This is a genomic window from Actinomadura latina NBRC 106108 (assembly GCF_001552195.1).
Taxonomy (GTDB): Bacteria; Actinomycetota; Actinomycetes; order Streptosporangiales; family Streptosporangiaceae; genus Spirillospora; species Spirillospora latina.
In genome coordinates this window covers 1-19,429 of the sequence record NZ_BCQS01000013.1, presented here as the reverse complement: position 1 = coordinate 19,429, position 19,429 = coordinate 1, and the positions used below count along the sequence as shown (strand labels likewise).

The 19,429-nt window shown below is 70.0% G+C and carries 15 protein-coding genes; 6 read left to right on the top strand and 9 right to left on the bottom strand.

The features are described 5' to 3' along the window. The first annotated feature begins 85 nt into the window (after positions 1–85). The 3 genes from AL2_RS19540 to AL2_RS19530 all read left to right on the top strand — a co-directional run bounded on the left by AL2_RS19540 (position 86) and on the right by AL2_RS19530 (position 4,054). The gene (locus tag AL2_RS19540; RefSeq protein WP_067635429.1) at positions 86–1,543 is read left to right on the top strand and encodes a serine/threonine-protein kinase; all 1,458 of its coding nucleotides are present in this window, start codon (positions 86–88) and stop codon (positions 1,541–1,543) included. Positions 1,544–1,992: 449 nt separating this feature from the next. Next, entirely contained in the window at positions 1,993–3,702 is a 1,710-nt protein-coding gene (locus AL2_RS19535) for an AbeC-like domain-containing protein (RefSeq protein ID WP_067635427.1), read from the top strand. 16 nt (positions 3,703–3,718) lie between these two features. Then, the gene (locus AL2_RS19530; RefSeq protein WP_067635425.1) at positions 3,719–4,054 is read left to right on the top strand and encodes a hypothetical protein; all 336 of its coding nucleotides are present in this window, start codon (positions 3,719–3,721) and stop codon (positions 4,052–4,054) included. 28 nt (positions 4,055–4,082) lie between these two features. Here AL2_RS19530 and AL2_RS19525 read toward each other — a convergent pair whose 3' ends face one another. The 3 genes from AL2_RS19525 to AL2_RS19515 form a co-directional block, all read right to left on the bottom strand. Beyond that, positions 4,083–5,942, bottom strand: coding sequence for an ATP-binding domain-containing protein (locus AL2_RS19525; RefSeq protein ID WP_067635423.1), 1,860 nt, complete (start codon positions 5,940–5,942; stop codon positions 4,083–4,085). Positions 5,943–5,954: 12 nt separating this feature from the next. Then, the gene (locus AL2_RS19520) at positions 5,955–6,461 is read right to left on the bottom strand and encodes a hypothetical protein (RefSeq protein ID WP_067635421.1); all 507 of its coding nucleotides are present in this window, start codon (positions 6,459–6,461) and stop codon (positions 5,955–5,957) included. A gap of 151 nt (positions 6,462–6,612) precedes the next feature. After that, positions 6,613–7,479: an RNase H family protein gene (locus AL2_RS19515; RefSeq protein WP_067635419.1), complete on the bottom strand. Its 867-nt coding sequence runs from the start codon at positions 7,477–7,479 to the stop codon at positions 6,613–6,615. 206 nt (positions 7,480–7,685) lie between these two features. On the opposite strand from AL2_RS19515, the gene AL2_RS19510 reads away from it, so the two are divergent. Both AL2_RS19510 and AL2_RS19505 read left to right on the top strand, forming a co-directional pair. Further along, a complete protein-coding gene (locus tag AL2_RS19510; protein ID WP_245666738.1) occupies positions 7,686–9,704 on the top strand; it encodes an N-6 DNA methylase in 2,019 nt (672 codons plus the stop codon). A gap of 39 nt (positions 9,705–9,743) precedes the next feature. Further along, complete coding sequence (locus AL2_RS19505; RefSeq protein ID WP_067635417.1) at positions 9,744–11,255, top strand: serine/threonine-protein kinase; 1,512 nt, start codon at positions 9,744–9,746, stop codon at positions 11,253–11,255. Here AL2_RS19505 and AL2_RS19500 read toward each other — a convergent pair. Continuing rightward, positions 11,233–13,302 (bottom strand): UvrD-helicase domain-containing protein, encoded by a 2,070-nt coding sequence (locus tag AL2_RS19500; protein ID WP_067635415.1) that lies wholly within the window; start codon positions 13,300–13,302, stop codon positions 11,233–11,235. The two genes, AL2_RS19505 and AL2_RS19500, sit on opposite strands and share 23 nt — an antisense overlap. A gap of 420 nt (positions 13,303–13,722) precedes the next feature. On the opposite strand from AL2_RS19500, the gene AL2_RS38075 reads away from it, so the two are divergent. Beyond that, positions 13,723–14,016, top strand: coding sequence for a hypothetical protein (locus AL2_RS38075; protein ID WP_169806471.1), 294 nt, complete (start codon positions 13,723–13,725; stop codon positions 14,014–14,016). A gap of 76 nt (positions 14,017–14,092) precedes the next feature. Here AL2_RS38075 and AL2_RS19495 read toward each other — a convergent pair whose 3' ends face one another. From AL2_RS19495 to AL2_RS37555, 5 genes are all read right to left on the bottom strand, one after another. After that, on the bottom strand, positions 14,093–14,287 hold the full coding sequence (locus AL2_RS19495; protein WP_067635413.1) for a DUF397 domain-containing protein: 195 nt from the start codon (positions 14,285–14,287) through the stop codon (positions 14,093–14,095). After that, positions 14,284–15,165: a helix-turn-helix domain-containing protein gene (locus AL2_RS19490; protein WP_067635411.1), complete on the bottom strand. Its 882-nt coding sequence runs from the start codon at positions 15,163–15,165 to the stop codon at positions 14,284–14,286. The genes AL2_RS19495 and AL2_RS19490 overlap by 4 nt, the downstream gene beginning before the upstream one ends. A 523-nt stretch (positions 15,166–15,688) precedes the next feature. Next, positions 15,689–16,210, bottom strand: a complete 522-nt coding sequence (locus AL2_RS19485; protein WP_067635409.1) for a hypothetical protein — start codon at positions 16,208–16,210, stop codon at positions 15,689–15,691. Next, a complete protein-coding gene (locus AL2_RS19480) occupies positions 16,210–16,656 on the bottom strand; it encodes a hypothetical protein (protein WP_067635407.1) in 447 nt (148 codons plus the stop codon). The genes AL2_RS19485 and AL2_RS19480 overlap by 1 nt, the downstream gene beginning before the upstream one ends. After that, positions 16,643–18,976 (bottom strand): hypothetical protein, encoded by a 2,334-nt coding sequence (locus AL2_RS37555; protein WP_157438254.1) that lies wholly within the window; start codon positions 18,974–18,976, stop codon positions 16,643–16,645. Before AL2_RS37555 ends, AL2_RS19480 begins: the two co-directional genes overlap by 14 nt. Positions 18,977–19,429 lie beyond the last annotated feature (453 nt).

The following is a 19,429-nucleotide window of genomic DNA, read 5'->3' as shown; positions in this document are numbered from 1 at the left end:
CCGGCCGCCACCGGTATGGTCCATGTCCAGCGAAACGGGGTGGGCGGCCGCCGGTGCCGGCCCCGGAGCCGGAAAATGGGGGACGATGGAACCGCTGCGTCCGGGCGATCCGCAGGCGATCGGGCGGTACCGGCTGACCGGGCGCCTCGGCTCCGGGGGGATGGGCGAGGTGTTCCTCGGCTCCTCGCCGGGCGGGCGGCCGGTGGCGGTGAAGGTCATCCGGTCCGAGCTGGCCGCCGACGCGCAGTTCCGCGCCCGCTTCGCCCGCGAGGCGGAGGCCGCCCGCAGGGTCGGCGGCTTCCACACCGCCCAGGTGGTCGAGCTCGACCTGGCCGCCGACCCGCCGTGGCTCGTCACCGCCTACGTGCCGGGGCCGTCCCTCGCCGCCGTCGTCGCCGAGTACGGCGCCCTGCCCGAGCGCTCCCTGCGCGTCCTCGGCGCGGGCCTCGCCGAGGCGCTGGAGGCCATCCACGCCGCGGGCCTGGTGCACCGCGACCTGAAGCCGTCCAACATCCTGCTCGCGTCCGACGGGCCCCGCGTCATCGACTTCGGGATCGCGCAGGCCCTGGAGGGGACCGCGCTGACGGTGCCGGGCGGCTCCGTCGGCACGCCCGGCTTCATGGCGCCCGAGCACGTCCGCGGCGACGAAGCCGGCCCGCCGGCCGACGTGTTCTCACTGGGCACGGTCCTGTGCCACGCGGCCGGCGTCCACCCGTTCGGCGACGGCCCCGCCCAGACGCTGATGTACCGGATCGTCCACGAGATGCCGGACGTGTCCGAGCTGCCGTCGGGACTGCGCGACCTCGTCGCCGCCTGCCTGATGAAGGACCCCGCCGCCCGTCCCGCGCCCACCGAGGTGCTGCGGCGGCTGGGCCTGTCCGGCGAGGTCGCCCCGATCGGCGAATGGCTGCCCGCCCAGGCGACCCGCATGGTCGACCAGTACCAGTCCGAGATGCCCCGGCCCCTGCCGCGCGTCCCCGCCCGGCCGGCCCCGGCCCCGTACGCGCCCGCCATGGGGGTGCCGGGCATGGGAGCGCCCGCCCCCGCCGTGGCGCCGCCGCGCACCCGCAAGACGTGGCCGCTCTGGGTGGGAATCGGCGCGCTCGGCTTGGCCGCCACCCTGGTCGCCGGCCTGCTCCTGGCGTCGAACTCCGGCCCCTCCGGCCCGGTCGGCCCGTCCAGCCCCTCGGCGCCGGCGGCCGGCGAGACGCCCGCGGTGCAGCACTGCTCCTTCGAGGGCAAGCAGGTGACCGATCCGCACGGCCGCTCGTTCGACACCTGGTCCTGCCGCACCGCGCAGCAGGGGCCGCTCTTCCTTGAACCGGGGGGCGGGACCACCACCGGCTACATCAAGTCGTCCAGCAACTGGTTCGTCTGCCAGACGGACGGCGCCGCGAACCCCGAAGGCAGCGGAACGACCTGGCTCTACACCCAGGGCGACGACCGCTACAAGAACGACGGCTGGGGCTGGTACCCGGCCTCCTCCGTCTCCCCGACCTGGCGCGACCACCCCATCCCCGACATCCCCGCCTGCACCTTCTGAGGGCGCGCCCCGAAACTCGCCAGTAATCCGTGTCATGATCCCTGGTGTCACCGCCGGGCTGGCGTCTTGCTGAGCGGCCCCGGCAAGACCCACCTGATGCTCCGCCGTGGCGACACCTGGGCGTCGATACCGAAACCCCCGTCCGCCCACCTTGGTCCCCGCTGGCGCGTGCCGTCGACACCCCTTCTGGCCGACGATCCGTCCACCTCTACGTCACCGCGCTCTCCGCCCTCCCCGGCGGCTGAACCGCAGGAGATTGGCCGTTTCCGGCCGTTCGGCTTTTTGTGCTGCGAACCCGTATTAACACGGTTGTTCTCGCACCCAGAAACGACGTTCACTGGAACGATCCGGGGGTCGGTAATGGGGGAGAGAACAAGGTGCACGGAAACGGGGCGGCTCGCCCGAGAGACTACTTCACGCACGCGCCCGAAATGCCGCATCGGGATCGGATGGAGGACGCGACGCGGTATCTGTGCTGCGCGGCCCATCTGGACGAGGACATGTCGCGGCGGATCCTCAAGGAATGCCTTTACGAAGAGCACCGCGCCATCGTCCCGTCCTACGGGTTCGACCTCCGGCCCGTGCTGGCGCACTGCCTGGAAGCGCGGCGTCTGCGGCTGATACGGGACACCGTGCTGACGCTCGTGCTGGTGGCCGGATTGCTGATCTCATGGACCGCCACCGTGGCGGTGCTTTTCGCGCTGACCCTTCTGGTCGTCGCGATCGGGGCAATTCGCTCGCGCGTCCCGATGCCCGCGGCGCTCAACGCGGTGCTGATCCTCGTCGGCGGCCCGATCGTCCTCTACATCGGAATGGGATTCCTGAACGCGGTGGGCCTTCTCCGGTCCGGAGCGTTCGGAATCGAGCAGATCGTCGCCGGGGACTTCGAAGCCGTGACCATGCCCGGCGGGCCCGGCAGATGGTTCCTCGGCGCGCTGTTCCTGTTCCTTTTCATGCTGGCCGTTCCCGTCGCGCACCGCTGGCTGACCCTGCAGGCGCTGCGCTCGCTCGGACCGAACAGTACGGCCCCCGCGCCGCGGGTTCGCTCGCAGGCGGTCGACGACCGGATCGAGCAGGTCGGGGCGGCCCAGTTCGGCAACGTCACGCTGTACTCGCGGCAGAACCCCTTCATCGGTTCCGGGCGCCTCCTCACCGACCGCGCCAGGGCGTGGTCGCTCGACATCGAACTCGACCGGGCGGGTCCCGCCGAAGCGGGCAGACCGGACCTGCCCGTCGATCCGGTCGAGCTGCGCAGGGCCATCGAGCGGAAGCTGTCCTCGATGCGCGACGGGCTGCCGCGCCCCGAATCGGTCGCGCTCATGGTCGACGACCACGTCGTGGCGGAAGGCGAATGCGTGCAGGGCCCGCGGCCGTTCGACCCGATGGTTCCCGGACCGCACGTCGCCGGGCACCCGCTGATCGACCGCGACGTGTGGCGGCCCTACTCGAAGGCGAGCCCCGAGGCCGTCGACCTCCTCGTCCGCAACCCGCAGGCCGACATCCGCTGCTACCAGCGGATCACCCTGCAGACGCAGGCCGTTCCCGTGACGGACCCGATGCGGGCCCAGGTGGTGCCGGGCAGGTACGCGGGTGTGCAGGTCACGGCGTTCCTCTACCTCGCCGTCCAGGGCCGCATGCTGTATGCGCAGTTCGTCTGCAACGCGCTGCCGCCGATCGCGAAGCGGTTCAGGGTCGTGGACGTCCTTCCCGGCCTCACCTTCGGCGCGGTCGTCGCCGAGGCGTTCCGGCAGACCGGCGTCCACGCCGTCGCCGACGCGATCGCGGCCCCGTTCCGCCTGCTCGGGGCCTCCCGGCAGCCCGGGCTGCTGCTGTGGCAGGGCGAGGGGGCCGGGCGGCAGCGGCTCCACACCTTCGACTACGGCGCCCGGGTCTCCGTCCGGGAGATGGCGGCGGGATCGGCCTTCTCGACGTTCCTCCAGATGCTCGACGTCAACAAGTACACGCGGCTGATGGAACGCCGCGTCATGGGGGCGCTCCTCGACCACCTTCAGCACGACCGCAACATCGACGTCTCCGAGTACCGTGCCCAGGCCGCAGCCATCATCAACAACTCGCTCATCCTGAACGGCGGCACGGTGACCGGGCAGGTCGCGTTCGCCTCCAACGGCAGCGTCCAGCAGCACGCCGCCCACAGCTGACCCCACGGGAGAACACATGTCGGACAACATGTACATCGGCGGGGACGCCCAGATCAGCGGCCAGGTCGCCATGGGACGCATTGTGCGGCAGGAACAGCACACCGTTGCCGCGTCCCCGGAGCGGGACCTCCTCGACCGTGTCGCCGCACTGATCGACGAGCACGCGGCGGAGCTGCCGGAGGCGTCCCGGGCCGTTCGCGACCTGGCCGACGTCCGCCAGGAGGTGGACGCCGAGGACGCCGACCCCGAACGCCGCGACAACGCCCTGCGGCGCCTCGCCGACCGTGTCGCACCGGTCGCGGCGATCGCGGAGGCCGTCCGGCAGCTGGCGGACGCCCTCCGCCCGTCCTGACGCCGCCGGTTGCGGGGGCTCCGGTGCGTCAGGTCATAGAGGCCGGCGGTTCGCCGAGTGCGTTGGCGAGGTCCTGACCGGCCCAGCCGTCGGTGGTTCGCCAGATGACGGATATTCCGAACGCTTCGGACAGGACCCCGGGCGCCCAGGGTTCTGCCGGGGGCTCGGGCAGGACCAGGTAGCGGTGCTCCGCCGGTTCCCCCTCGGCGTGCTGGATCTCCAGGAGCCGCAGGACGGCGTCGCGCATGCGCCGGTACGTGTTCCCGCCCTCGCCGAGCACCTCGTACAAGGCCTTGCCGCCGGGGCCGTCGCAGATGACGTCGGCGGTGGGGGAGTCGACGGTCGGGAGGAGACCGGCACCGTAGAGTTCGGAGATCAGGGCGTGCCGGACGCGTTCGTGGACGGTGCTCCGCCGCTCCTCGCGCACCGCCGCTTCGATCAAGGCGACGAACGCCTCGAAATCGGCCTGCGTCTCGGGTGCGGGTGCGTCGATCACGTAATCGCCTTCCTTGGGGTCGTCGGTCGCCGGGCGCAGCATCCGGGGGAGAGGGTCGGCGTGCACGATCACCAGGGACCGCGTGCAGCGGGTGAGCGCCACGTAGAGCAGGCCGTTGCCGCCGGGCGTGCGCGCCGCGATCCCGGCGGGTTCGACGAGCACGACGTGGTCGAACTCCAGGCCCTTGGCCTCGGCGGCGGTGAGCACGGTGGCGCGCCCGCCGCGAGGCAGCGCGGCGCGGAGAGCCGGTACGTCGTCGTGCCACGCTTCCGGGACGATCACGGCGACCGAGCGGTCGTCGCCGGGCGAGGCCAGTGCCCGCGCCCGCGCGACCGCCTCGTCCCGCAGCGCGGACGCCGCCGGCACGATCGTGACCGTGTCCGGGCCGGCGGGCCGGATCGACCGGGGGAACGGCGTCCTCGGGGAGATCGAGCGGCCGAGCAGCTCGATCTCCGCCATCCTGGCGTCCGACTTGACCAGCCGGGCGGGTCGCGGGTCGGAGCCGCGCGGCGCGTCCCAGAGCCGGTTCAGCTCGACCGCCGTCACGTCGCGTGTGCCGAGCCGGGGCAGGACGCCGCGCACGTAGCCGAGGAAGCCCGGGTGCGGGCCGACCACCAGGACCTCGCCCGTCTTGAAGACCTTGTTGTAGAGCAGCCAGGACATGCGGTGCAGCCCGACGGCGGTCTTGCCGGTGCCGGGCCCGCCCTGGACGACGAGGACGCCCTTGCGCTCGTCCGACACCAGGAGGAGCTGCTCCCGCTGGATCGTCTCGACGATGTCGCGCATCCGCCCGTCACGGGCCCGCTCCAGGTCCTCCAGCAGGAAGTCCTTCAGCCCTTCGAACGGGGCGGCGGTCTTTTCCGTGGCCTCTTCAGCGGCCTTCTGCGGGGGCGCGGCCTTCTGCGGGGGCGCGGCTTCCTCGCCGGGCGGCGCGGGGGCCGGTTCCGTGACGCGCGGCGGGACGATCTTGATCTCGTCCCGGAAGTCCCTGACCCGGTCGCGGTCGCAGCGGAGCCTGCGGCGCAGCGTCATGCCGCGCGGGTCGTCCGGCCGCCGCAGCATCCATTCGATCGCCTGCGGCGCCTGCCAGTTGACCACGAAGGTGTCGTACGACTCGTTCCGGACGTTGCGGCGCCCGATGTACCAGGTGCCGGCCTGCCCGTCCTCGTCCATGTCGTCGACGCGTGCGATGACCAGCGCCTCGCCGTCGAGGTCGCCCTCGAACCGCACCTCGGGCGCGACGTCCGGAATGAACGCGGTGCCCGCGTGCGCGTCCGTCACCTCGGAGGGCCGGAAGGTCTCGCGGTTGGCCGCGAACCTGCCCTCGTAACAGGCGTAGGCGTAGTCGACCGCGCGCTGCTCCTCCGCGAGCACGGTCTTGCGATCGGTCAAGCTAGGGCTCCTTCAGGGGGTGGACGTTTCGATGCACTTGACGAGAGGGGTGAAGAGGCGGCCGTGGTGTTCGGCCCTGTCAGTGGAGAAGCGGCCCAGGACGCGGTGGAACTCGGCGTGGTCGCGGGTTTCCCACGTCCAGGACTCCGGCCAGCCGGACGGGTCGCGGTGCAGTTCGCCCACGTCCAGGAGGAGGAAGCGGTCGCGGAGGGCGGCGAGGAGGGCGTCGACGATGCGGGCGGTCACCGGCGAGCGCCGGATGTACGCCTCCTGGTCGCCGGCGTCCGCGTCCCGGGCGAGCCGGTGGACGGCTCGCGCCGCCGAGCGGACCAGCTCCGCCGTGCCCGTGTCGGCCGGCCCCAGGACGTGGCTGAACGGGACCTGCCCGCCGTCCAGGAGGAGCTCCCGGGCCGTTCGCTCGGGGCGCCCTTCCAGTACCGCGCGCGCCGCCTCCCAGATGTTGTCGCGGAGGCGGCCGGCGATCTCGTCGCGTCCGGCGAAGATGACGGTGGCGCGCACGTCCGGGCTCCGGCTCAGCGCTTGCCGAGGGCGACCGTGACGTCTCCCGGGTCGGTCTGCCGAGAGAACGACGCGGACTCCTCGATCGCCCATACCGCCGCCTCGGGGCCGGTGTCGAACCGGTTCGGGTGCATTTCGTTCTCCAGGAGGTTCAGGCGGCGATCTCGCCGGGGCCGTGGCCCGCGGTGTCGTGCCACGCGCGGAGGAACGCCTCGACGAGGCCCTCGGCGCGGGAGCGGATGTCGAAGGGTTCGGCGACATTGCGGCGGGCGATGGACGCGAGGGAATCCGCGGTCTCATTGAGCGGATGCCCGGAGTGGCCTTTGACGTGCTCGAACACCAGCCCGGGACGGCCGGCGACGCGGCGCGCCAGCCGGACGAGGGACGGCGGCCCGGAGCGGCGGTCCCGCAGGTCGTAGCCGTCCGGCATCAGCCCGGTGTCGCCGCGCCGCCAGGCCCGCAGGAAGCGCAGCGCCGGCCGGCTGTCGATCAGCAGCGTCAGGTCCGGGCCGTCCCCGGCCCGGTCGAGCAGCAGGCCCACGGCGCGCAGCTCGCTGACGAGGACCCTGCTGGGGCCGGTCGGGTCCTGGTGGCCGAACGTCCAGCCGCGCATGCCCCACCGGCCGTCGCTGACGACGTAGCCGATCCCGCAGGTGCCGCGTTTCCAGCTCGCGTCGGTCGCGGCGACGAGGCCTTCCGCGGGCCACCCGGGGACCCGCCCCTCCACCGGCGTCCGGCCCCCGCGCGGACGCGGCGGCAGGTGCGGGCACCCCGGGTGGTGCTCTCCCGTGTCGACGTAGTGCCCGGCCTCGGCGGCGAGCATCTCCGCGATCGGGCCGTCGCCGTTCCGGACGGCGGCGAAGCACAGCCACAGCAGCCGGCGGGCGACCCCGCAGCACGCGCACATTCCGGCCCGCGTCGCGCAGGCCCGTAAACGCTGGGTCCGTTCGGCGAGGCTCGGTGGCACCTGGTGCTGCGCGGCGTCGAACTCCCGCAGCGGCATCGTCGGGACGGGCATCGGTCATCAGCTCCGCTCTGATCAGGGGGAAGCAGATCGGCTGTACACAGCAAACCACACCCGATGCTGTGAATGCAATCAACCTTAAAATGGATGTGCACTCAACGGAGAGCCGAGATGTCTGACTGGGGCGTCGTGAACCAGATCAACCGCCGTGAGAGACGCTAGGGTGAGGTCATCGGGCACGTGGGCTGATGGGAGTGCTGGTGTCGAACGATGCGACGGTGACCGCGGCGGACATCGCCCGCCTGGCCGCGGTGGGCCGCGCCGCCGTGAGCAACTGGCGCCGCCGCCACGACGACTTCCCGCAGCCCGTCGGCGGGACGGCGGTCAGCCCGACGTTCTCCCTCACCGAGGTGGAGGACTGGCTCCGCGGACAGGGAAAGCTGGCCGACTCGCCCGTCCGCGAACGCGTCTGGCAAACACTGCGCGCGGCGGCCTCCGAGGGCATGGACCTCGCCGACGTCCTCACCTTCGCCGGCGGGTTCCTCCTCCACCTGCGCGCCGACCCCGGCCGCTGGACGGGACTGCCGGACGCCCCGGACGACGAGGTCGCCCGCGCCCTGCCCGAAGTCGCCCGCGCCCTGCCCGAGGCGGTCCGCGCGCTGCCCGGGGGCGCGGCCCCGGACACCGATCTCACGCCGCCGTCCTCCGTCCCGCTCGTCCGCGCCCTCTCCCAGCTCGTGGACGAACTGGGCGTCACGGACACGTTCGAGTTCCTGCGCACCCGCTACCTGGAGCACCACAGCCGCCGCGTGTACCTGACGCCGGAACCGGTCGTCGGGCTGATGCTCGAACTCGGCGGCTCCGCACGCACCGTCCTCGACCCCGCCTGTGGCACGGGCACGTACCTGAAGGCCGCCCACGAGATGTTCAAGGACGTCGAGCAGCTCCTCGGGCAGGAGATCGACGACACGACCGCGCGCATGTCCGCGATCCAGCTCGCGCTGCGCGACGCCCCCGCCGAGGTCCGCCCCGGTGACTCGCTGCTGGCCGACGCCTTCCCCGGACGCACGGTCGACCTTGTCGTCTCCAACCCGCCCTTCAACGACAGGGGCTGGGGCTATGAGCAACTGACCGGCGATCCGCGCTGGGAGTACGGGCTGCCGCCGCGCATGGAATCGGAACTGGCATGGCTCCAGCACGGTCTCGCCCATGTCGAGCCAGGGGGGCATGTCGTTCTGCTCATGCCTCCCGCTGTCGCGAACCGTCGTTCCGGACGCCGTGTCCGCTCCGAACTGCTTCGCCGTGGGACGCTCCGTGCCGTCATCGGCCTGCCCCAGGGCGCGGTGCCGAACATGGCGGTCGCTTTGGCGGTGTGGGTTCTGCGCCGTCCGTCCCCTGGCGACACCCCTGCGGACGACATCCTGATGGTCGACACGTCGGCCGACCCTGAGAACTTCCACAAGACGGCCCTCAACGCGTGGCGCCGCTATGAGAAGGGCAAGACCGGCGGGACGGACTCAAGCGTCGTCGTACGCATCATCGACCTGCTGGACGACGAGGTCGACCTGACCCCGGCCCGCTACCTGCCGCAGCGGAGCGCGCCCACGGCGGAAGGCTCCTTCGTCGCCGCCCGCGACGTTCTGGAGAAGAGGGCCGCCGAACTGCCGCGAGCGGTCACCGAACTGTCGTCCCTCACGCAGGCCTCCGCGCAGGGTGACGTCCCCATGACGACGATCGGGGAGCTGGCCAAAGCGGGTGTGGTCCAGGTACTGCGTCCTCCCGCCAAGGTGCGGATGGGCGAGGGAAACGTGCCCGTCCTGACCCTGGAGGACGTCGCGGCAGGCCAGGACCCCACGGGAACCGCCGCGCCGGACGATGAGCATGTGCGCGTCGCGGCCGGCGACGTCGCCGTGTCGCTCGCCGCACGCCACCCGGTGGCGCGCGTGATCGCCGGTGCGGGCGCGGGCGCGGTGCTGGGCCCCGGCCTGGCCCTCGTGCGCGCCGAACCGTCCCGGACCGACCCCGACTTCATCGCCGGCTGGCTGCTGCTCGGCGCGCAGGGCGCCGCGCTCCGCAGCTCGACCTCGTCCGCCCGCTTCGACGTCCGGCGCGCCCGGCTGCCCCGCCTCACCCTGGACGAGCAGGCCGAACTCGGCAGGGCGTTCCGCAAGCTCACCGATCTGGAAGCCGCCCTCCGCGACATCTACCGCCTCGGGGCCGACGTCCTGCGCCTCGGCCTCGAAGGACTGGGCGCGGGCACCCTCCGCCCGTCCCGCTGACGCGAGTACGCTGCCTGCACGGGCCAGTGGAGGTGGGCGTTGAGGCGGGGCGATCTCCTCGGAGAACGCGAGCGGTACGAGCTCGATCAGGCGATCGGGCGCGGCGGGATGGGCGAGGTGTGGCGGGCCTACGACCGCTTCCTCGACCGCCGCCTCGCCGTCAAGTTCACCCGCGTCTCGGACGAGTCGCTCGTCGGACGGTTCGAGCAGGAGGCGCGCAGCACGGCCTGGTTCGAGCATCCCGGCGTCCCGACCGTGTACGACTTCGGCAGCCACGGCGGCAACTTCTACCTGGTGATGCAGTACGTCGAGGGCATGACCGTCGACCACGTCCTGGACGCGGAGGAGCGCCTCTCCGTCTCGTGGGCATCGTTGCTGGCCGCCCAGGTGTGCGCGGTGCTGAACGTCGCGCATCAACGTCCTCTGGTACATCGCGACCTCAAGCCCAGCAACCTGATGCTGTGCCCGGACGGCTCGGTCAAGGTCCTTGATTTCGGTGCCGCAGTGGGTCTCGGGCCAGGCGACGTACGGCGAACCACCACCGGCCTTGGCGCGCCTTACACGCCGGGCTACACGGCCATGGAGCAGGTGTACGGCAGCCCAAGCCCGCAGAGCGACCTGTACTCGCTCGGCTGCGTCCTCTACGAGATGCTCACCGGCCGCCAGGTCTTCCCTGGCAACACCCCCTACGAGGTGCTGCGCCGTCACGAGGACGAGGCCCCGACCCCACCGCGCGCTCTGCGGACGGACATGCCGCCCGCGCTCGACGCCCTCGTCCTGCAACTTCTCGCCAAGCAACCAGGTGACCGCCCAGCGGACGCCGACGAGGTCTACCACCGCCTCCTGGAATTCGTCTCGTCCCTGGAACCGCTGCCGGGAATCGTGGACACGATCGCCCCGCAGCACCTGTACTCGACCGCCGTCAGCCGAATCCGGATAACGGGCACGCCTCCGCCGACCCGCCCCGAAGAACCGGTGGAACTGCCCACGTTCGACGAGGTCGTCCAAGCGCGCGCGGAAGCAGGCGAGCTGGCCGAGGCGGGCCGCTACACCCAGGCAGCGGAACTCCTCTCCGACCTGACCGAACCCGCTCGCCTCGCGCTCGGCGACGACGACCCCGAGTACATGGGGTTGCGCTTGGACCTGGCCGACGTCCTCTACCAGGGCGGCGACTACCGCCGGGCCGTCCACGCCTACCGCGCCGCCGCCGTGACCCTGTCGGAGTTCTACGGGCCGGACGACCCGCACGTCCTGAACTGCCGCGAACAGGAAGCGGCCAGCCAGGCCCACCTCGGCGCCACCGACACAGCCCTCACCCACCTGCAAGGACTCTTGGACGACCTCTCACCCGGCAGCCCCTACGACATGGTGAGTCTGCGCGTCCGCGAACGCGTGGCCCGCCTCAAGCTCGCCGCGGGCCGCACGGACGAGGCCCGCAAGGAACTCACCGGCCTCCTGGCCGACCTCACGAGCCGCTACGGCGACGACCACCCGCAGATCCCCGCCCTGCAGACCCTCCTCTACGACCTCACCCAGGCAGGAACGGGCTAGGCGACCCCGCATACGACACGTACAGATGGTCGCGCGCCCGCGTAGAGGCGACGAACAGCAGGCACCGCTCCTTCTGGACGTCCTGCGCGTGCGCCTTCGGGTCCTCGTCCTCCGGCGTGATCGCCTTCGACGCCGGCAGCGCATTCTCATCAGCACCGATGACAGCGATGCACCGGAACTCAAGGCCCTTCATCCGGTGCATGGTCCCGACCTGAACACCCGGTGACTTGCTGGGCACCTGATACGCCGCGATGCCCTCGTCCTTCAGCCGCTTGGCGGCCTTCCGCGCCACCCACACATAACGCGCCGCGACACCGATCGCATGTTTCTCGACGTCGGCGTCCAGCCAGGCACGGACCTGCTCGACAAGCCCATCCAGTTCCGCATCCAGATCCGGGTAAGCCTTCACCAGAGGTCGCCGTCCATGCATCGGCGACCGGTATCCGTCCAGCGTGTCCGCCGAATCGTCAAGCCCCTGAGCCGGCGAATGGCCGAGCAACGGCACGGACCACGCCAGGATCTCCTGCGTCGTCCGGTAGTTGATCTTCAGTTTGGTGCTGCGCCCCCGGACGCTGATGCCGAGACTCGTCAGCGAAACATGGCTGTCGTAGATCCGCTGATGCGGGTCGCCGACGATGAACAGGTCATCGGGGCCTTCCGCGACGAGCCGCCGCAGCAGCCGCCACTGCGCCGTGTGGATGTCCTGCGCCTCATCGACGATCACATGGTCGTATTCGGGCTCGTCCACCAGTTCGGCCGCCTCATTGGCGAGCTGATGGAACGTCGACTTCCCGTCTCTCGCGAGCCCGTCCACCACATGCCCGATGGCGCGCCACACGACCGCCCGCTGCGTCTTCCCCAGCGGCACCCCGCGCCCGGCCCGCGTGCAGGCGAGGTATTCCTCCTCGCTCTGCAACCCCTGCGCCAGGACGATCTGCTCCCATTCCCGCTCCAGGAACGTCGGCGAGAACGGCGTCCCCTCCGCCGCCTCCTCCCACAGCGGGTCCTTCACATCCGCTCCGGCGATACCGGGCCGGTGGTGCCGTCCGACGATCGAGTACGACAGCGAATCCACGTGCTGCACATGAATCCGTTCGCGCACCTCCGGATCGTCCACGAGCAGATCGATCTGCTTTTGCAGCGCCTCCGCCAGGTTCCGCGTGAACGTCGTCAGCAGAACACGTCCGCCTTTACCCGCGAGGAACTTCGCCCGATGCAGCGCCGTGACGGTCTTCCCCGTCCCGGCCCCGCCCGTTACCTGAACAGGCCCGCTGTACGACGGTCGCAGCGCGACCCGGCTCTGCGTCGGATGGAGGAAGATGCGCCACGTATCGAACGGGTGCGCGAGAATGTCCCGCAGTTCCTCCGGCCCATTGACGAAAACGACCTGCCCCGGCGTCCGCCGCATCGCGGTCACCAGGTCGTCCGGATCAACGGCGGTCGGCTTCTCCTCGGCCGGCAGGTACTTCGCGACCTCTTCCCAAGCCTGCTGAACGCTCATGCCCTGAGCGAGCGCCAGCAGTGCGATGAACTGCGGGTCCGGAAGCAGTTTCTCCATCGCCTGCAGATGCGACTCGTCGGTCAGCAGCTTGACGAGCGGAATCAGCTCCGCATCGACCCCGAGCCGCACCAGATCCTTGTCGAAGACATGGCCCAGCAGCCGGAAGTTCGTCTTCTCCGCGACCTTCTCCAGCGCCGGCGACATCTCCTCAAGCGCGACCTGGTCCCGCACCTCCAGCACGCCGATCGCCTGGTTGACCGAGAACTTCCTGCTCCTCGCCCACGCGATCGCCTCATCATGGGCCTTCACCGCCAGCAAACAGTAGACGTCCCCCGTCTCCGGCGCCAGCACCACCCCGCGCCAGAACTGGTCGATCCGGATCGTCCGTATCCGCGGATCCTTGGCGTTGTTGAGCTTCTCCAGGTGCAGCCCCGCATGTGTGTGCTCCGCGAACTTCGCGATCGCCGCCTCGACGCCCTTGCGCACCTTCGGCTCCAACTTGGCGTACTGCGGCATGAACGAATCCGCAATAGCAAGCTGAGCCACCCCGCACCGCCCTTTCACCAGCCCTGACGACCCGTCAGGTCCGAACATCCTAGGAGCACCCCGCCCCCCAAGATGATTGAACCCCGTACAACCCCCGACCACCTCCGGACAACCACGGAATCACCCGCCGACGTCAACTTGCTGGACGAGCGCCGCTTGCCCTCGGCGTCGATACCTGCGCCACCAGCGCCGAGAATGAAGCCGTCGGCGCGTTAATCGCGCGTGAGCGGTCGAGGGGGCGCGGCATACGACCGCGGCGGTTCGTGGCCACCGGGGCGGGGAGCCGCGCTCGTCCTGCGGCTGGGCTCCCGCTGGCCGACCGCACCCGTCGATTCTGGGCGTGGACGATCGCCCCACGAGGCCCACCGGCGACCCGCCTCCGGCCTGCCCCGCAGGCAGGCGATCGCGCGAGCGCACCGGATGGGGCAACTGGAATCCGTACAGGTCCACCGCCTCCTGTCCGAGGAACGAGCCGATCGCTCGACCCGAACTTCGAGCCCGCAGGCACCGTCGCCGAGCTGGCCGAAAAGAAGAAGCTCCACCTGTACTGCGCTCGCTTCTTTCCGCGCCAAAGAGCACCCCAAGGACGATGCGAAGCGCACCCGCACCCTGCACCGGCACCAGCGCCAGTCGATTGAAGCGGCGCTCGAGAATGACAGCTACGTCCTCACCACCGGCACCGGATCGGAAGGACCGCGTCACCCCGGCAGGTGAGTGTGGGCGCCCAAGACGCCATCGGCCTTGAGACGAGCGAGCTCGCCTCAAGGCCGCGATATTTGGTGGGGGGGGATCAGTGATCGTGGGCGCGGATCTCCTGGAGAAGGACCCGCCATTCCTCCCTGGTGAGTTCCAGGGTCGGACCGTTGCCGTGAAGCTTGGTGTCCCGGACGCCGATCGTGCCGTCGGTTGCCCGGCCCACTTCGATGCAGTGGCCGTTGGGTTCGCTGTGGCGAGACTTACGCCAGTCGTGGAACTGCTTGGTCATGTTCCCGATCCTGTCTGGTCGGTGAGCCGGTCGGCCACCTCCGTCAGGAAGGCGATGCTGTCCTCCGTGGACAGAGCGGCCTCCCGGAGGCGGTCATATATCCCGGTATACCGTGCCACTTCGCCGCGCTTGGTAAGAACGAGGTCGGTGGTGACGGTATCGACGATCGCGATCGGCTGGTCGCCGGGGTCTGCGAACGTGTAAAGGTAGAACGACGCCTTCGGGAGGAAGCCTCCAGGGATGCGGGCGTTGTGCATGAGCACGCGAACGGTGATCCGCTCCTCCGCCGAGACCATTTGGATCATGTGCTGGAGTTGGGCGGCCATCGCCTCAGCCGGTACCGCCAGCCGGTGGATCACCGACTCGTCGAGGATGATCTCGTAGGCTGGCCCCCCTGGCCTGAGCAGTTCGCGCTGCCGACGCTCGCGAGCCTCGGCCATCCGGTCCGGCTCATAGTCGAGCGTCTTCTGGCTCTCGTCGAGGCTGACGAGACCGTCGATGAACGATCGGCACTGAAGGGCGCCGGGCATCGCCGTCTGGTCGTAGCTGCGGACGGTGGCGGAGTTGTACTCCAGATCGGCCGCGAGCTTCTGGCGCGGTCCCATGGAGACGCCGTACTTGTCCCACCAGCCTTTGTGGGCAGCCTCGCGAGTGAGCTTGAGGAGCTTGTCGTACTGGCTGCCGGTGATTTCGAGGATGTCGAGCATGTTCATGATCTCGCCGACGTCCGGGCGGACCTGTGCGTTCTCCAGGCGGGAGATCTTGGCGCGGTTGTAGAACATGATGCGGGCCAGGCCGTCGGTGGTGAGGCCGCGGCTCTCGCGGAGTTTGCGTATCTCGGCCGCCAGTTGCCGGCGGCGAACGTAGGGGCTCGGCATCGGCCGTCCTCCCGATATCGCATCGGACACGATCCGTGCCGATCATTGACTCTGTACGATCGGCCACTATCGAGTAATCGTACGGTCACGCTCGGACAAACAGTCGATCCGCGCGCCGGAAAGGAACATGCCCTCGGCATCCGCACGCGCAAATTCTGAACGTGCGACCTTCGGGCACTCTATTTGTCTCAAAAGGTCCGGATTGTAGATCCCGCTTATCCGCAAGTGTCGGATTTGCGAATCAGTGCCCCGAACTGGGGCGGCGCGTGGCAGTACGTCGGTCAGCAGTGAGCAATTGCCTGCCCGGACGGTGGCCCTGGTCGAACGGGCTTGTCCGTCGCCCTCGCCGTCGGTCAGCGGCCCGCGTCCACCAGTGAGGCACAGAACACAGGTGACGCGTTGGCTTGAGACGCAGGATCGACTGGCCGGACGTCCGGCGAGTCGATTGTCACGCAGTCCTCAGCCAGGCTGGTGGCGGGCGGCCGGATGCGGAGACCGATCTGCCTCCGGGTGGGTGGAGGCGCTAGATGCAGCGGTCGCCTGTCGCTGCTCGGTCTGCTCCGGCCTGCTCGCTTTGCCGTGCGGCAAGCCACTGCTCGGTGTAGGCGGTGGCCTCGTCGATGAACTGCTCCAGCCCCGCCCGATCGAAGTCCGCCTCGCCGACGAGGTACAACAGGATGCAGACCTGGGCGTTCAGTGTGGCCGTGAGGTCGTCCGGCACGTCGGCCTTGAGCGGGGGAGCGTCGACGGCGCGACGGATCATGTCCTCGGCGATGATCGGGTTGATCGCGTTCGCGTCCTCACCGAGCCTGACCCGCAGGTCGGCGACGAGGCGGACGATCTGGCCAACGGTGTAGGTCGGCGCGAACCTCCGCCGCACCGCGACCTCGAACGCCCCGAAGAGCAGCAAGTTGTACCCGGCCGCAGTCTCGTCGTTCTTCTGCATCTCGTCTTGCAGAGGGATCCACGCCTGTGGCCCTTCCAATAGGAACGACCGTAACGCGAGCATGTTCTCTTCGCCGATCCTTACGGCGGAGATGTTCATTATGCGAGAATTTGGTCGGCCAGTGACCTTGCTTCGGTCATGAAAGTGTCGAGCTCGGAGTCGTTGAGTTGGGCTTGGCCGACCAGCGCGGCGAGCAGGATGATCTGGTGCTCAAATTTGGTATTTTCGTCTATTCCAGCCACGGATCCTCTGCCGAGTAGGTGAAGGATCATCGTTTCTGCTACTTCGGGATTGATGATCTCGGCTGAGTCGTCGCTTCGCTCGCGAGCGCTTGCGATGAAGTCGATTACCTCTGTGTCGTCCGAGACTTTTCCGTCTTTCATGAAACGTCGCTCAACGGCCACGATGAAGGCTGCGGCGACGAGGGCGGCGTATCCAAGTTTGGCCTGCTCGGGATCCAGTTGTTGTGCCAGCCGCCGGTGCTCGTCGACCTGCCCCGCAAGTTGGGCGCGCAACGTTGCAGCCTGCTCATCAGTTACGGTCATGGTTCCTTCCTAGTAGGTTTCGGACCAGCCTCACGCCCATGCGCCCCGTTTCCACCATCAATACTCCTGTGGTGAATATGCCGATCGCGGCATTTCCGATCTGCAGTTGGGAATCTCCTGCTTTTATGTGATCAAAATTTGGACGGGTGCCGCATGTCTGTCCGGTAGGCTGTACTCGTTCCAAGTGTTTCTGGGCCGGGTCGGTGAGCTTCTCTATGGAATCCTTGATGTCGTCGGCCTTCGCGAAAGCCTCACGGGCCAAATCGAGTCGTCTCGAAGGCTTGTCAGGATCGCCGTCTTGATAGTCGCGGCTTTCTGGATCGTCCTCCGGGTCGCGGAGTTCGCCGCGTTCGGCCTCGCCGCCCTGAGCCCCTACCGGGTCGAGGTCTTCGCGGTCGGGAAGTTGTGCGGGTTCTGTTGTCTCCGGTTGGTTCCGGGCTACTTCTGCGCCGGGCTCGCTGGTGTGCTCTCGTCCATATCGGGGTTCGACGTGGACTTGGCCACGGCCGTCGGTGTACACGTTGGAAATAATGGGATTGGCGGGGGCCTCCGGGTTTGTCTGATTGGTCTCGTCCGGGTCCTGCTCGGAGCCGTCCTCCTGGCCTTTCTTACCATGGTCGCCGTCGTATTCGCCGGGAGGTTCCGGTGCCCCGGCGCTCTGGTCCGTTTCTTCGGACGGGGGCGGCGCATCATCGGTGTTGCGCTGGTCGTCCGTTCCGCTGTCGGGGGCGGTGCCGCCGGCTACGGCTTCGCGGGTCTCTGTGCCGGGCTGGGCGGGCTCGCCCTCCTGGGGGACGGAGGGAGCGTCGCTGGTGGTTCCGCGATCGAGGGTGCCGGTGGCGGCCTCGCCGGGTTGCTCGGTGCCGGGACGGTCCTGCGACCGATGGGCGGGCTGCTCCGCGCCGGACTCACCGGCCTCGGCCGACTCGGGTGCCTCGGGCGGGGTCGTGCGGCCGTTGTCGGCGTGTCCGTCCGGCGCCTGAGAATTCGTCCCGGTCTCCCGCACGGGCTGGGCGTCCCGGTCTGACGGTTCCGGGGTCCCGTGCGTGCTGTCTGGCGGGGTTGGTGTGGGTCTGGTGGTCCGATCGCCGGTCTCCGTGGCCGGTTCGGGCCGGGGCGGGCTGTCGCCCTGCTCGTCCGCGCCCTGCTTGTCGGTGCCCTGCGGGTTCTGCTCGGTCCCCGGCGGCGTCCCGCTGTCGGAGAGTGCGGCGGCGTTGTCCTGACCGGGGAGCGGCGAGTGCTCCCGGTCCTGCGGGCGTCCGGTCTCCGGCGCGGGGCCGCCGGCCTGCTCGCCGGAGGGCGGGGAGGCGGGCCGATCACGCTCGCCGGACGCCTCGCCGCCGCTCGCGGCGGGGGTGTCGGCGGGTGGCGCCTCCGGCGGGCGCCCGTCCTGGCGCACGCCCTCACCATCGGCGGCCTCGCGTTCGCCGTGCCCTTCGGCATGCGTGTCCCGCCCGGTGGCACCAGCCTCCGCCTGCCCTGCCGGCGCTGCCTTGTCGGCCCGGTTCCCCTCCTGCGGAGGGGTGGGCTTGCCGTCGCGTGCCTCGCCCGACTGCCCTCCGCTGCCGCCGCCGGTACCTTCGGCGTTCTGCGCGTTCCGCTGCTGCTGGGCCTCGCGGGCGCGGGCGTGGCTCTCCAGCCGGGACGGCTGGCCGGGCGACCCGGGGTTGTCGGCCGGCAGCGTGTACGGCCGCGCCGATGACGCGGGCCTGTCCGCCGGCTCGACCCGGGTGTCGGCCTCCCGCTCGGACGCCTGGCCCTGCGGACGGTCACGACCACCGGCCGTGTGCCCCCCGCTCTGAGTGCCGCTGTCGCGTGAGCGCGGCTCCTCGTCCCGCCGCCCGGCCTGCCCGCTCTCGGGCTTGCCGGACGCTTCCGCTTTCTCGGTCCCGCCGCCCTGCGGCGAGCTGGGCTTGCCCTCGCGCCGCCCGTCCGCCTGGGCGCCGCAACCGGTGGCCTCGGTCTGCTGCGACCCGTTCTGTTCCTGGCTCTGCCGGGCGCGGGCGTGGCTTTCCAGGCGGGACGGCTGGCCGGGGGAGCCCGGGTTGTCGGGCGGCGGCCCAGGGATGCGGTCGCGTGTCGTGGAGGGGTCCGCGGTCTCGGTGCCGGTGTCGGTACCGCCCTTGTTCTCCACGCCCACGCCGGCGGCCCTTTCCACGGGGGGCGCGAACCTGCCCGTCGCATGGTTCGCAGGGCGTGTCCCGTGACGCGCGGGGCTGACGCTCAGGCCACACCGGCCCCTATGTAATCGCGCACGTTTGAACTTTGCACGTGCCGATATTGACGGCAGACTGCCTCTGCCTCCATATCTTTGTCCCATACCCCGTCTATCCAAGGACTTCGTTCGCCTGCTTGGGCAGCACAGAACAACGCGGCTTCAAGCGCGGGACTATTTAGATGATATGACTATGCCCCATTAATCCCGAAACAACCGATTCGGATGGCAAGGCGGCTCACTCCCCGCCCGTTGACCGGCCCAGCCGCGCCATCTCTGACCGCCCCTCCTGACACTGAGCGGTCCTGATCGGCCGACGGGCGACCTCCGGACGGGCATGGGCCTCAGAGCAGAGGCGGCCGCCATACCGCTCGCGAAGGATCTGGTGCACACGGCGCGCGGCTCTTGCTCCGGGCCCTAACGATTGCGGAATAGTGGCCCACCGGTCGGCGCCGCAGGGTAGGTCCACGCATCCGGTGGAGATCCACGTCCAACCAGCCGCGCCTGAACGCGTGACCGGCTCCTGCGGCGGCTGCGCCAGGATGTCATCAAGCTCTG

What these genes read in the sequence shown, in the direction of transcription:
- AL2_RS19540 (WP_067635429.1), top strand. Translation starts at nt 86, where the DNA reads ATGGAACCGCTGCGTCCGGGCGATCCGCAGGCGATCGGGCGGTACCGG.
- AL2_RS19535 (WP_067635427.1), top strand. Translation starts at nt 1,993, where the DNA reads ATGGAGGACGCGACGCGGTATCTGTGCTGCGCGGCCCATCTGGACGAG.
- AL2_RS19530 (WP_067635425.1), top strand. Translation starts at nt 3,719, where the DNA reads ATGTCGGACAACATGTACATCGGCGGGGACGCCCAGATCAGCGGCCAG.
- AL2_RS19515 (WP_067635419.1), bottom strand. Translation starts at nt 7,479, where the DNA reads ATGCCCGTCCCGACGATGCCGCTGCGGGAGTTCGACGCCGCGCAGCAC.
- AL2_RS38075 (WP_169806471.1), top strand. Translation starts at nt 13,723, where the DNA reads ATGGGGCAACTGGAATCCGTACAGGTCCACCGCCTCCTGTCCGAGGAA.
- AL2_RS19495 (WP_067635413.1), bottom strand. Translation starts at nt 14,287, where the DNA reads ATGACCAAGCAGTTCCACGACTGGCGTAAGTCTCGCCACAGCGAACCC.
- AL2_RS19490 (WP_067635411.1), bottom strand. Translation starts at nt 15,165, where the DNA reads ATGCCGAGCCCCTACGTTCGCCGCCGGCAACTGGCGGCCGAGATACGC.
- AL2_RS19485 (WP_067635409.1), bottom strand. Translation starts at nt 16,210, where the DNA reads ATGAACATCTCCGCCGTAAGGATCGGCGAAGAGAACATGCTCGCGTTA.
- AL2_RS19480 (WP_067635407.1), bottom strand. Translation starts at nt 16,656, where the DNA reads ATGACCGTAACTGATGAGCAGGCTGCAACGTTGCGCGCCCAACTTGCG.
- AL2_RS37555 (WP_157438254.1), bottom strand. Translation starts at nt 18,976, where the DNA reads ATGGGACAAAGATATGGAGGCAGAGGCAGTCTGCCGTCAATATCGGCA.